This is a genomic window from Corallococcus aberystwythensis, assembly GCF_003612165.1.
GTDB lineage: Bacteria > Myxococcota > Myxococcia > Myxococcales > Myxococcaceae > Corallococcus > Corallococcus aberystwythensis.
Map to the genome: position 1 here is coordinate 1 of NZ_RAWK01000267.1, position 13,417 is coordinate 13,417.

Here is a 13,417-nt window from a genome sequence, read left to right on the forward strand (position 1 = left end):
CTGGAGGAGGGGAGCGCGGCGGGGGAGGACGCCGTCCGCGCCACCGGCGTGCTGCTGGCCGCGTCGCTGCGGGAGGACGGGGGCGTGCTGTCGTCGGAGTCCCAGGGGCGCGCGCTGGAGACGCTGTCCCAGGGCCGCTTCGGCAGCGGGACGGCGGCGCGGCTCACCCGGGGCGGTGACAGCGTGGGCGTGTTGCAGGCGCTGCGCGCGAAGGAGCGCCCCTTCGACGAGCGCGACGCGAGGCTCCTGGCCACGCTCGCGGAGCTGCTGGTGACGCTGCTGGAGCAGCGCCGCCTCCGGGCGGAGTCCGCGCGCCAGCTCACGGAGACGCGCCTGCTGCTGGACCTGGCGCGCACCACGTCGGGCGTGCTGGAGACGGCGAGCATCCTGGACGTCGCGTCCGACTTCCTGGTGCACCTCCTGGACGTGTCCAACTGCTTCATCCTGCTCTACGACGAGCAGGCCAAGGTGCTGCGCGGCGCGGCGGCGTCGGCGGCCCACCGCGACCTGTTCCGCACGGTGGTGGTGCCGCTGGACAGCGACGACCTGGCCGCGCGCGTGGCCCTGGAGCGCAAGCCCATCGCCGTGGAGGACCTGACGTCGGCGAACATCTCCGTCAGCGCCGTGCTCATCGACCGGCTGGGGGAGAAGGCCCTGCTGGGCCTGCCGCTCACCTCGCGCGAGGAGCTCATCGGCGTGGTGCTGGTGGACGACGTGCGCGGCCCTCGCCCCTTCGGCCCGGAGCTGATTGAGCTGGCGGAGGCGACGTGCGGCCAGCTCGCGCTCTCCATCGCCAACGCGCGCCTCTACGAATCCCTGTGGGCCAGCTACGCGGAGCTGGCCGCCACCCGCGCGGAGATGGTGAAGCGCGAGCGCTTCGCCGCGCTGGGTGAACTGTCCGCCATCGTCGCCCACGAGGTGCGCAACCCCCTGGGCGTCATCTTCAACGCGGTGGCCACGCTCCGGCGCATCATGAAGCCCGGCGGCGACACGGCCATGCTGCTGGACATCGTCGCGGAGGAGAGCGACCGCCTCAACCGCATGGTGGCCGACCTCCTGGACTTCACCCGCCCGCGCAACCCGGTGCTCCAGCCGGAGGACCTGCTGCGCGTGCTCCAGGACGCACTGGAGGCCGCGAGGGTGCAGGCCGCCACGGAGCGCCCGGTGCAGGTCCACGTGGAGGTGGAGCCCAGCATCGCCACGGTGCCCATGGACCGGCGGCAGATCCGCCAGGCCCTGTTCAACGTGGCCGTCAACGCCATCCAGGCCATGCCCCAGGGGGGCGAGGTCCGGGTGCACGCGCGCCGGGACATGCACGGCGGCCGCGAGCAGCTGCGCATCGACGTGATGGACCAGGGGCCGGGCATCCCGGCCGAGCTGCTCCACCGCGTCTTCGAACCCTTCTTCACCACCAAGGCCCAGGGCACCGGCCTGGGGCTGGCGGTGGTGAAGCGCATCCTGGAGGAGCACCGCGGCGAAATCGCCGTGGAGAGCGCTCCGGGACGCGGAACCACCTTCACCTTCTGGCTGCCGCTCACGCAGCCCCAGTCCCTCTCATGAACGACGCGACCCCCCCAGTCCTCCGAGGACGCATCCTCGTGGTGGACGACCAACGCAACATGCGCGCCACCACCGCGCTGCTCCTGCGCGCGGAGGGCTACACCGTCTCCGAGTCCGCCACCGGCGAGGAGGCCCTGGACCTGCTCGCGAGGGAGCGCGTGGACCTGCTCCTCACGGACCTGAAGATGGAGCCCATGGACGGGCTCACGCTGCTCAAGCGCGCGCTGGAGGTCGCCCCGCGCCTCCAGGTCATCATGATGACGGCCTTCGGCTCCATCGACAGCGCGGTGGAGGCCATGCGCCTGGGCGCGTACGACTACGTCACCAAGCCCTTCAAGGAAGGGGAGCTGCGCTACCGCGTGGAGCGCGCCCTGGAGCGCGCCCGGCTCCTGGCGGCGGTGGACAACCTGGCCACGGAGTTCAACGAGCGCCACGGCCTGTCCGCGCTGGTGGGCCGCAGCCAGGCCATGCGCGAACTCACCACGCGCCTGGTGCGCGTGGCCCAGAGCGACGCCACCGTCCTCATCCAGGGGGAGAGCGGCACCGGCAAGGAGCTGGTGGCCCGGGCCCTCCACGCGCACAGCCGCCGCAGCCGCCAGCCCTTCGTGCCCGTCAACTGCGCGGCCATCAGCGAGACGCTCCTGGAGAGCGAGCTCTTTGGCCACGCCAAGGGCGCCTTCACCGGCGCGGTGAAGACGCGCCGGGGCCTCTTCGAGGAGGCGGACAACGGCACGCTCTTCATCGACGAGGTGACGGAGACGAGCCCCACCTTCCAGTCCAAGCTCCTGCGCACGCTCCAGGACGGCGAGGTGCGCCGCGTGGGCGAGTCCACCGCGCTGCGCGTGGACGTCCGCATCGCCGCGGCCACCAACCGCGACATCGAGCTGGAGGTGAAGGAGAAGCGCTTCCGCCAGGACCTCTACTACCGCCTCAACGTGGTGCAGCTGCGCGTGCCCCCGCTGCGCGAGCGCCTGGACGACGTGCCCGCGCTGGCGGAGCACTTCCTGGCGCGCGCCAACGAGCGCAGCCCCCGGCCCCGGCGTCTGTCCGCCACCGCCGTGGAGCACCTGATGACGTACCGCTTCCCCGGCAACGTGCGCGAGCTGGAGAACCTGGTGGAGCAGGCCGCCGCGCTGGCGGAAGGCGACGAGCTGCTCCCCGAGGACTTCCCGCTGCGCCCCCAGGGCCGCGTGCTCCCGGCCGCCAACACCTCACCGGACGCCATGGGCCTGCCGCCCACCGACGGCGCGCGGCCCTCCGGCGCGGAGGCCACGGGGCCCACCCTGGCGGAGGTGGTGGAGGAGGCGGAGCGCCGCGCCATCGTCCAGGCCCTGGAGCGCCACGGCGTGGACCTGGCCCGCGTGGCGGGCGAGCTGGGCGTCTCCTCCACCACGCTGTGGCGGAAGATGAAGCGGCTCAACCTCCGGCCCCCCGCGGGCGCCCGCGAATAGCCTCCCAGCGGACTTCACCCCGCCTCTGCGTACGACTTCAGATCCGAAATCGGCCCCGTTCAGGGATGAAAAAACCAAGTCCCTGAATTCGTTGGGTGTTTTCATCCCTGAAACGCGATTTCAGGCCTGCAATGCGGAAGGGTGGGGGTTGGAGTGTCACCCCTTCGTCCAAGTGCCTGAGAACATTGGATTTTCGTTCGGAACGGGCTCTGGCACGGCACCTGCTAAAGGCTAAGCTCGGGACGCATCGAAGCGAGGCTGAAAGTGGTTCCCCCCCACCCTTTCAGCACTTCCGGTGCGTTACCTTGAGAAGACCCGCGGCCCGACACCCTCACGGGTGCCGGGCCGCCTTCTTTTCCGCTCCCCGCATCGTCCGCCGCGTTGCCGCCGCCCCGCATGACGCGGCGTGGCTCCATTTCACTTCTGAAATGCACCCACGGCCATGACGCCGTGAGCCACGCCGTGGCCCGCAACGACAACGCCCGCCAGGGCCAGGGGCCGAGGCGGGCGTCGGGTGCCGCGGGCTGCCGGCGGGGGGGGCTACTGGCCGAACAGCGTGCCGGCCTGGGCCAGCCAGTCGGTGACGTGGCCGGGGAGGATGCCCAGCAGCACGACGGCGACGGTGGCGATGACGAGCGCGGCCTCCGTGCCCCAGTTGCGCTCCAGCGGCTGGGCGCCCTCGGGGATGGGGTGCATGAACATGTAGACCACGACGCGCAGGTAGTAATACGCGCCCGCCGCGCTGCTGAGCACCGCGACCACCGTCAGGCCCACGAGGCCCACGTCGATGGCGGCCTGGAAGATGAGCAGCTTGCTCATGAAGCCCACGGTGGGGGGGATGCCGCCCAGGGACAGCATGAAGGCCGCCATGGCGAAGGCCCAACCCGGGCGGCGCTGCGCGAGGCCCGCGAAGCGCTCCAGGTCCCACGCGGTTCCCTTCTCCTCGTCCTCGCGGCGCTCCAGCGCGGAGACCATGGCGAAGGCGCCCGTCGCGCTGAAGGTGTACGCCAGCAGGTAGTACAGGATGCCGCGCAGCGCGTCCGAGCGCGCCACGTCCAGCGGCGTGCCACCGGACAGCGACGACGCGGACAGCAGGCGGAAGTGCTCGCCCGGGGCCGCGACGAACAGCGCCGCCACGCCCAGCAGCAGGTAGCCCGCGTGCGCGATGGAGGAGTACGCCAGCATGCGCTTCACGTTGCGCTGCGGAATCGCCATCAGGTTGCCGGCCACCATCGTGAGCAGCGCCAGCGTGGCGAAGAGCATCAGCGGCAGCTTGGGGTCCATGCCCTTGCCCACCGTGACGAACACGCGAACGAGCGACGCGAACGCCGCCGCCTTCACGCCCGCGCTCATGAGCGCCGTCACCGGGGTGGGGGCGCCCTCGTACACGTCCGGCGTCCACATGTGGAACGGCACGGCCGCCACCTTGAACGCGAAGCCCGCGGCGATGAGCACCGCGCCCACGTAGACGAGCGCCGGGGACGTGGCCAGCGCCTGCTGCAGCGGGCCCGCCATGTCGTTGAGCTTCGTCGTGCCCGTGGCGCCGTACAGCAGCGCCGTGCCGTACAGCAGGACGGCGGAGGAGAAGGCGCCCAGGATGAAGTACTTGAAGCCCGCCTCGCTGGGACGCGTGCCGCGGCGCAGGTACGCCGTCAGCGCGTACGTCGCGATGGAGAGCACCTCGATGTTGACGAAGATGGTGATGAACTCCGACGACATCGCCAGCAGGCTCATGCCCGCGGAGGCGAAGAGCATCAGCGCGTAGAACTCACCGCGCTCCGCGCCACGCCGGCGCAGGAAGCCCACCGCGCTCAGTGCCGCCAGCGCCAGGCCCACGCTCACCACCAGGGTGAGGAAGCTGGAGAAGGGGTCCAGCACGCCGAAGCCGAGGAACACCTCCTGCGGCGGCTCGAACATCAGGCCCACGGCCACGGCGCCGCTGGCCGCCGCCGCCACGACGGTGAGCACCGCCTGGTAGCCGCGGGACGCCGTCGCGGAGAGGAACACCTCCGACAACAGCAGGACGGAGGCCGCCACCACCATGATGATGGCGGGCAGCATGGGGAGGAAATCCGCCAGGGTGATATTTGGCAGGTTCATGGAGTCTTTCGGGGCCTACTCGCGAGCGGCGAGCGGCGCGGCGGGAACGGAGGGGCGGGCCGCGGCGGCGGTGGAGGGCAGGGACATCACCTCCACGCGAAGCTGGTCGTCCTTCGCCTGGGTGGCGCCCGGAGCGCCCACGCTGGCGCGCGCCACGTAGCGGTCCGTGGACGGAGCGATGCGGTCCAGGAAGGGCTGCGGCATCAGGCCCATCACCGCCACCAGCACGATGAAGGGGGCCGTGGTGAGCATCTCGCGCAGGTTCATGTCGCGCAGGTGCTGGTTCTCCCGGTGCGTGATGCTGCCGAAGAACACCTTCTGCACCATCCACAGCATGTACGCCGCGCCCAGGATGACACCCAGCGTGGCGAACGCGCCGAAGCCCAGGGGCAGGGTGCTCTTGAACGTGCCCATCAGCACCAGGAACTCGCCGATGAAGCCGTTGGTGCCCGGCACCGCCACCGACGAGAATGTGATGATGACGAACGCCGCGGTGAACACCGGCATCACCTTGGCGATGCCGCCGTAGTCCGACATCAGGCGCGTGTGGCGGCGCTCGTAGAGGAAGCCGAACAGGAGGAACAGCGCGCCCGTGGAGATGCCGTGGTTCAGCATCTGGTACGCGCTGCCCGTGGCGCCCTCACCGGTGACGGCGAGCAGGCCCAGCATGCAGTAGCCCAGGTGGCTGACGGACGAGTACGCGATGAGCTTCTTGATGTCCCGCTGCGCCAGGCACATCAGCGCGCCGTACACGATGCCAATCACCGCCAGCACCGCGAGGAACGGACGGGCCGCGTGCGCCGCCACGGGGAAGAGCGGAATGGCGAAGCGCCAGAAGCCGTAGGTGCCCATCTTCAGCATCACGCCGGCCAGGATCATGGAACCCGCCACCGGCGCCTGCACGTGCGCGTCCGGCAACCAGGTGTGCACCGGCCACATGGGGACCTTGATGGCGAACGCCAGCGCGAACGCGGCGAACATCCACGGCCCATAGGTGTGCAGCGTGGCGGCCAGGCCATCGAGTGACGCGCACGCGCCCTCCGGCCCGCTGGCGCACGCGGCCAGCTGCTGATTGGCGGCGAGCAGGTTGTTGTAGAGCGTGCCGTAGTCGAACGAGCGCACACCCGGTCCGCCGCTGATGAAGTACACGGCCACGATGGCCACCAGCATCAGCAGCGAGCCCACGAGCGTGTAGAGGAAGAACTTCACCGCCGCCATGCGCCGGTCCTCGGCGCCCCACACACCCACCATGAGGTACATGGGGATGAGCATGGCCTCGAAGAAGATGTAGAAGAGCAGGACGTCCATGGACGCCAGCGCGCCCAGCATCGTCGTCTGGAGCACCAGCAGCGCCAGGTGGAACTCCTTGATGCGGTGCTGGATGTACGTGGTGGAGGCGAGCACCACCAGCGGGCCCAGGAACACCGTCAAGAGCAACAGGCTCACGGCGAGGCCGTCCACGCCCAGGTGGTAGCTCATCCCGAACTGCTGGAACCACGGGACGCGGTACTCCATCTGGAACTCCGCGCCGGAGGGCTCGAAGCGGAAGTACGCCCAGACGCCGAACACCAGGTCCAGCAGCATGCCCACGAACGTGATGGCGCGGACCTGCCCGTGCTCACTGGCGGGCAGCATCAGCACCAGCGCCGCGAACACGAGCGGCAGGTAGATGACGACGTTCAACAGGTGGTTGTCGAAGAAGCTCATGAAAGCACCTGCAGGAGGGCGTAGACCGCGCCGCCCAGGATGGCGAGCGCCATGATGGCGGCGTAGGCCTGCGCGTCACCCGTCTGGAGCCGGCGCAGCCCGAGGCCCACCTTCTCCGTGACGTACGCGGTGCCGCGCACCAGCACCGTGTCGATGACGAGCGCGTCCACCACGCGGAAGAGGATGAAGGCCACGAACTTCACCGGCCGGATGAGGATGAACTCGTAGAGCTCATCCACGTAGAACTTGTTGAGCGCCGTGCGGCGCACCGCGCGCGCGAACGCCGGCACGGGCTGACCCACCCGCGACGGGAAGAACTTCAGGTAGGCGAACGCCGCCGCGCCGCCACCCAGCAGCGCCCACATCCACGCGAAGGCGTAGTCCCCGACGGAGGGCGAGCTGGTGTCCAGCTTCACCGTCTCCGCCGCACGGGCCACCGCCTCCGCCGGGCGCAGCACGGGGGACAGGAAGTTCTCGAACACCGGCTGCGTCCCACCGCCCGAGCGGGGCATCAGGGGCAGGGCGTAGACGAAGGTCGCGAAGGCCAGGAACGCCAGGATGACCAGCGGCAGCGTCATGTGCCACGCGCTCTCATGCGCGTGCGCCAGCTTCGCCTCCGGGGACCGCTTGCCCGTGAAGGTGAGCAGGTAGACGCGCGACATGTAGAACGCCGTGGACGCGGTGATGAGCAGGCCCAGCACGTAGACGAAGGTGGAGACCCACTCCAGGCCGTGCAGGTGATTGTGGTGCACGCCGTGGAAGATGGCGTCCTTGGAGAAGAAGCCGGACATGATGGGGAAGATGCCGGTGATGGCCAGCGTGGAGATGAGGAACGTGGCGTGCGTCCACTTCATCTCCTTCCACAGGCCGCCCAGCTTCTTGATGTCCGTCTCGTCCCCGTTGCCGTGCATCACGCTGCCGGCGCCCAGGAAGAGGCAGGCCTTGAAGAACGCGTGCGTCATCAGGTGCATGGCGGCGGCCCAGAAGACGCCCATGCCCACGCCCATGAACATGATGCCCAGCTGGGACACCGTGGAGTAGGCGAGCACCTTCTTGATGTCGTCCTGCGCGAACGCGATGAGCGCCGCGAGCAGCGACGTGAGCGCGCCCACGATGGCGATGGTCGCCATGGCGGTGGGCGACAGCACGAGCAGCGAGCTCATGCGGCAGAAGAGGTACACGCCCGCGGTCACCATCGTGGCGGCGTGGATGAGCGCGGACACCGGCGTCGGGCCGGCCATTGCGTCCGGCAGCCAGACGTAGAGCGGCAGCTGCGCGCTCTTGCCCGCCGCGCCCAGGAGGAACAGCAGCATCGTGGCGGTCATGACGCCGCCGAAGGTGTAGCCGGACAGGGGGCCGGACTCGATGGGCGTGGCCAGGGACACCGCGCCGCCCGAGCCTTGCGGCAGGGCCAGGGCCAGCTTCTCCAGGCCCTTGAAGGTGACGGGGCCCTTCTGGGAGATGCCCTGCTCGTAGCGCGCCCGGCTGCTGCCCGCGGCGTTGTAGTCGCGCGCGTCCGCCTGGCGGTTGAAGGCGCCCACCGTGAGGATGAGCAGGAACGTGGCGATGAGGAACGCGAAGTCACCGATGCGGTTGGTGACGAACGCCTTGCGGCCCGCCCACGCCTTCGCGCTGTCCGTGTACCAGAAGCCGATGAGCAGGTAGCTGGCCATGCCGACGCCCTCCCAGCCCACGAAGAGCAGGACCAGGTTGTCGGCCATCACCAGCGTGAGCATCGCGGCGACGAAGAGGTTCAGGTACGCGAAGAAGCGCCAGTACCCATCGTCGTGCTCCATGTAGCTGGTGGAGTACAGGTGGATGAGGAAGCCGACGCCCGTGATGATGAGCAGCAGGATGCCCGACAGGTGGTCCACCAGCAGGCCGAAGTTCACCCGGAAGTCACCGGCGGCGAACCACGTCCCGTAGTCGTGCGCGATGGCGTAGCGGATGGTGTCCCGGTCAAGGCCGAACGGGTTGGCCATGCTCACCACGCGCCCGCCCGCCGCGTCGCTGGTGGCCCAGAAGGCCAGCAGGCTCAGCACGAAGGCGCCGGCGATGGCGGAGCACGCCACCAGGTGCACGTTGGCCCGGCCCAGCCACTTGCCGAACACGCCGCACACGAACGCGCCCAGCAGGGGCAGCAGGATGATCAACCCCAGCGAGGGGCTGAGCACCTCGGGGGGGATGGGTGCGGTTCTGAAGAACTCGACGAGGGTTCCGTCCATGGATGTGCTCAGGGGTGACGGGGCGTTAGTGCTTCATCGTCCGGATGTCGTCGACGTTCACGGTTCCGCGACTGCGGAAGACCGCGATGACGATGGCCAGACCGATGGCCGCTTCCGCGGCCGCCACGGCGATGACGAAGAAGGCGGACACGTGTCCCAGGCCGTTGCCGTGCATGCGCGCGAAGGCCAGGAACGTGAGGTTGACCGCGTTGAGCATCAGCTCCACGCACATGAAGACGACCAGCGCGTTGGTACGCACCAGCACGCCGAACATGCCCATGCAGAAGAGGGCCGCGGCCAGGAGCAGGTAGTAGGTGATGGGGACCATTGGGTTGTCCGGAAGGGCGCGGGGGATCAGATACGGGACTTGGCCACCACCACCGCGCCCACCATGGCCACCAGCAGGAGCAGGCTGACCGCTTCGAAGGGCAACAGCCAGGTGGTGAAGATGGACTGGCCGATGGCCGCCAGGGTGCCGAACGTCGCCTGGCCCTGCGCATCCAGCCGCGCGGGCTGCGCGTCCATGCGGCCCAGCGTCACGGCCAGCACCGCCAGCAGGCCCGCCGCGGAGGCGCCGCCCAGGAGGCGCGTCACCGTGGGCTTGCCGCGGTGGGGCGCGTCCCCCAGGTTGAGCAGCATGATGACGAAGAGGAAGAGCACCATGATGGCGCCCGCGTACACGAGCACCTGAATCACGGCGACCGTGTGCGCCCAGAGCAGCACGTAGATGCCGGCCAGGAAGAAGAACGTCGACACCAGGGCCATGGCGGAGTTGATGGGGCTGCGCGCGGTGATGACCAGCCCCGCCGACAGCAGCGTCATGACGGCGAAGACGCCGAAGAGGACCAATTCGATGTTCAAGACCAGTCTCCGAAGGAACCCCAGGGGTGGTCACCGTACGGGCAGCGGTGCTCCCGAACGTGAGCCTCGAACTCGTCCCGGAACCGCATGAGGAAGGAGTGCGTGGGCAGCGCCGCCGCGTCACCCAGCGCGCAGATGGTGTTGCCCAGGCCGATGGGAGGGTAGGGCGCGATGGAGGAGGCGACGTTCGACAGCATGTCGATGTCGCTCATCTCCGCGCGGCCTTCCTCGATCTTGCGCAGGAGGCGGGTCTGCCAGGGCGTGCCCTCGCGGCACGGCGTGCACTGGCCGCAGGACTCTTCCGCGTAGAAGCGGGCCACGCGCCAGAGGCTGCGCACCATGCAGGTGGCGTCGTCCATCACGATGACGCCGCCGGAGCCGGCCATCGTCTGCTTCATCTTCAGCGCCTCGAACTCCAGCGCCACGTCCAGCTCGTCCGCGCCCAGCACCGGCGCGGAGGAGCCGCCCGGGATGACCGCCTTGACCTTGCGGCCCTTGGGCATGCCCTGGCCGTACTGGTCGTCGTGGATCAGCTCCAGGATGGTGGTGTGCATCCCCACCTCGTAGACGCCGGGGCGGTTCACGGAGCCGGACAGGCACACCAGGTGCGTGCCGCCGGACTTCTCCGTGCCCAGCTTCGCGTACCACTCCGCGCCCTTGGCGAGGATGGGCGGCACGCTGGCGAGCGTCTCCACGTTGTTCACCACCGTGGGGCTGCCGAACAGGCCCACCACCGCGGGGAAGGGGGGCTTCAGGCGGGGCCAGCCCTTCTTGCCCTCCAGGGACTCCAGGAGCGCCGTCTCTTCACCGCAGATGTACGCGCCCGCGCCGCGGACGACGTAGCAGTCGAGCGCGAAGTCCTTGCCCATCATCGTCTTGCCGAAGATGCCGGCCTTGTAGGCCTCGTCGATGGCCGCCTGGGTGCGCTCCGCCTGGAACTTGAACTCGCCGCGCAGGTACACGTAGCAGGTGTGCACGCCCAGCGCGTACGACGCGATGGCGATGCCCTCCAGCATCATGTGCGGGTCGTTCTCCAGGATGTAGCGGTCCTTGAAGGTGCCCGGCTCGGACTCGTCGCCGTTGACGGCCAGGTACTTGGGCTTGGGGCTGTCCTTGGGGACGAAGCTCCACTTCATGCCCGTGGGGAAGCCCGCGCCGCCGCGGCCGCGGAGGTTGGACTTCTTCACCTCGTCGATGATGGCGGCGGGCTCCATGGAGAGCGCGCGCTTGAGCCCATCGTAGCCGCCGCGCGAGCGGTAGCTGTCCAGGGTCCAGGACTGGGGCTTGCCCCAGGCCGCCGAGATGACGGGTTCGACCGCCTTTGCCGTAGAGGCCATGGATGAACGTCCTAGGAAAGCGAGGGGGAGGAGGGGCGACTCACGACAGCCGGGCCAGGATGGCGTCCAGCTTCGCCTGGGTCAGGCGCTCGTGGTGATCCTCGTTGATCTGCAGGCAGGGCGCCGTCCCGCAGGACGCCAGGCACTCGGTCTCGCGCAGGGTGAACTTGTCGTTCGTCTCCCCGGCGGTCAGGCCCAGCTTCTGCTCCAGATACGCGAGCATCTTCTCCGCGCCCCAGAGCGAGCAGGAGAGGTTCGTGCAGACGTCGATGACGTACTTGCCCGGCTTCTTGAGGTGGTACATCACGTAGAAGCTGGCGACCTCGTAGGCGCGCTCCGGCGTGACCTCCAGGTTCTTCGCCACCAGCCGAAGACCATCAGGAGGCAACCACCCCTTGAGGTCCTGCAGCAGGCGCAGCGCGGGAAGCATGCCGGCGCTTTTGCGATCAGGGGGGTAGTGCGAGAGGATTTCCGCGATCCCCGCGTCGAACTTCTTCTGCTCTTCAGGAGTGAACAGGGGCTCCGCCATGGCGGGGCGTACGTATTGCCGCAATGGCTTCGTTGTCAACATAAACCCTCGGCGGTAGACTGGACCGCCCTCAGCAAATTACCGAGCGATTTCAACCCCTTGTTATGAGCCTGGACCCTGCGGACCAGCGGCAGCACCCTCGCATCCCCACCATCCTCCGGGTGGACTACGCCCATGGGCGTCCCTTGCGGGACGTGACGGAAAACCTGTCCGCCGGGGGTTTCTTCGTCCAGACGGAGCAACTCTTCGCGGTGGGGGACGAGCTTCGGCTTGCTCTTTCTTTCCCGGGACTGCTGGATCCGGTAGAAGTCGCCGGGACGGTGGCGTGGGTGCGCATCGCCGCGCCCGATCAGCCGGGCGGCGTGGGCATCCGTGTGGAGAGCGAGCAGGACCGGCGGCGACTGGGTGACATCTTGAGTGCGGCGGGACCCAACGATAGCGCGGCAACCCCTCAGGAGCAGGACGGGTACCGTGTGCTCATCGTCGAGGACAACCCCCACATCATCGAGATGTACAGCTACGTGCTGAAGAAGCTGGCGAGCAACGACCTGCACGGCAAGGTGCCGCTGGAGGTCCACTTCGCGCCGGACGGGCACCACGCCCTTCTGAGGCTGCGCGAGGACCGCTTCAGCCTGGTGATGCTGGACCTCTACATGCCGGTGATGGACGGCTTCGCCCTGGTGGAGCGCATCCGGGAGGAAGAGGAGCTCAAGGGCATCCCGGTCATCGCCATCTCCGCGGGTGGCAAGGAGGCCCAGGATCGGGCGATGCAGCTGGGGGTGGACATCTACCTGCGCAAGCCCGTGCGGTTCGTGGAAGTGCTGGAGACGGTGAAGCAGCTGCTGCGCATCCGGTAGGGCCGGCAGGGCCAGGACGCTTCCCCTGGCTTCTTCGACGCACCAGACGTTGAAGCCCCGGGCGGGTGCCGCGTAGAGTCCGCGCACCCATGACGAAGCCGGCCATCCATCGTGACACCGTCAGTGGCGAGGCGCTGCTCATCCTGCAGAATCTGCGGGAGAACGGCCGCCTGGGACGCTCGAACAAGCTGGCCGACGTGAAGGCCGCCCTCGAGCCGTCCGTCTCGCTGGAGTTCGACAGCTACTTCTTTTTCCTGCGCAAGTTCCACTACATCGCCATGGACCGCGAGGCCCAGCTGAAGCTCACCGAACAGGGTGAGCGGGTGGTGGAGGGGGACCTGCAGGACCGTTTCGCGTCGGAGGTCGACGACTTCTTCGCGGATCAGCTCCTCCCGGCGGAGGACGCCACGCACATCGGCCGTCCGCTGGACGAGGACGAACCGATGAACGTCCCGCCGCCGCCGCCGGAGCTGCTCCTGGACGAGGCGGAGGTGGATCCGTCCTCCGTCCAGTCCCAGAGCGGGCCGCCGCCCATGCCGCCGTCGCGCACGCACCGCGTGGCGATGCCGGCGCTGGACCTGGCGCAGGCCGCGACCCAGATGCAGCCCGCCGCTCCGCCGCCCATCGCGACGCCGCAGCCGCAGCCGGCGGTCCGCCAGGATGGTCCGGTGGAAGGGCGCCGGGAGACCTTCATCGGGCTGCCTCCCACGCCCGCGCCCCAGTCCGTCGTGGTGACCGCGCCGCTCCCCAGCGCGTCCCAGCCGCTCATCATCACCCCCCCGCTCGCCGC

10 protein-coding genes and 1 pseudogene are annotated in these 13,417 nt (G+C 69.1%); 4 read left to right on the forward strand and 7 right to left on the reverse strand.

Translation table 11 applies throughout. The features are described from left to right. On the forward strand, positions 1–1,560 hold a 1,560-nt coding region (locus tag D7W81_RS33075), incomplete at its 5' end, for a sensor histidine kinase (RefSeq protein ID WP_244227578.1). Beyond that, a complete protein-coding gene (locus tag D7W81_RS33080; RefSeq protein WP_120559396.1) occupies positions 1,557–3,011 on the forward strand; it encodes a sigma-54-dependent transcriptional regulator in 1,455 nt (484 codons plus the stop codon). The genes D7W81_RS33075 and D7W81_RS33080, both read left to right, overlap by 4 nt. Before the next feature lie 540 nt (positions 3,012–3,551). On the opposite strand, the gene D7W81_RS33085 is transcribed toward D7W81_RS33080, so the two are convergent. Genes D7W81_RS33085 through D7W81_RS33115 form a run of 7 tightly spaced genes read right to left on the reverse strand, consistent with a single transcriptional unit; the run spans position 3,552 to position 11,770 of the window. Beyond that, positions 3,552–5,111 (reverse strand): NADH-quinone oxidoreductase subunit N, encoded by a 1,560-nt coding sequence (locus D7W81_RS33085; RefSeq protein ID WP_120559397.1) that lies wholly within the window; start codon positions 5,109–5,111, stop codon positions 3,552–3,554. A 15-nt stretch (positions 5,112–5,126) separates the two neighbouring features. Then, the gene (locus tag D7W81_RS33090; protein ID WP_120559398.1) at positions 5,127–6,818 is read right to left on the reverse strand and encodes a complex I subunit 4 family protein; all 1,692 of its coding nucleotides are present in this window, start codon (positions 6,816–6,818) and stop codon (positions 5,127–5,129) included. Then, positions 6,815–9,043, reverse strand: coding sequence for an NADH-quinone oxidoreductase subunit L (nuoL, locus tag D7W81_RS33095; protein WP_120559399.1), 2,229 nt, complete (start codon positions 9,041–9,043; stop codon positions 6,815–6,817). Before nuoL ends, D7W81_RS33090 begins: the two co-directional genes overlap by 4 nt. A gap of 25 nt (positions 9,044–9,068) precedes the next feature. Continuing rightward, entirely contained in the window at positions 9,069–9,371 is a 303-nt protein-coding gene (gene nuoK / locus D7W81_RS33100) for an NADH-quinone oxidoreductase subunit NuoK (protein WP_120559400.1), read from the reverse strand. A 26-nt stretch (positions 9,372–9,397) separates the two neighbouring features. Continuing rightward, positions 9,398–9,904 carry an NADH-quinone oxidoreductase subunit J family protein gene (locus D7W81_RS33105; protein ID WP_120559401.1) on the reverse strand — a complete coding sequence of 169 codons (507 nt, stop codon included), beginning with the start codon at positions 9,902–9,904 and terminating at the stop codon, positions 9,398–9,400. Then, positions 9,901–11,241 (reverse strand): NADH-quinone oxidoreductase subunit NuoF, encoded by a 1,341-nt coding sequence (gene nuoF, locus D7W81_RS33110; protein WP_120559402.1) that lies wholly within the window; start codon positions 11,239–11,241, stop codon positions 9,901–9,903. Before nuoF ends, D7W81_RS33105 begins: the two co-directional genes overlap by 4 nt. A gap of 40 nt (positions 11,242–11,281) precedes the next feature. Beyond that, the gene (locus tag D7W81_RS33115) at positions 11,282–11,770 is read right to left on the reverse strand and encodes an NADH-quinone oxidoreductase subunit NuoE family protein (protein WP_120559403.1); all 489 of its coding nucleotides are present in this window, start codon (positions 11,768–11,770) and stop codon (positions 11,282–11,284) included. A 104-nt stretch (positions 11,771–11,874) separates the two neighbouring features. Between D7W81_RS33115 and D7W81_RS33120 the strand changes: the two genes are divergently transcribed. Then, on the forward strand, positions 11,875–12,627 hold the full coding sequence (locus tag D7W81_RS33120; RefSeq protein ID WP_120559404.1) for a TIGR02266 family protein: 753 nt from the start codon (positions 11,875–11,877) through the stop codon (positions 12,625–12,627). Between the two features lie 89 nt (positions 12,628–12,716). Further along, positions 12,717–13,417, forward strand: a pseudogene (locus tag D7W81_RS33125) (serine/threonine-protein kinase); the annotation flags it as partial.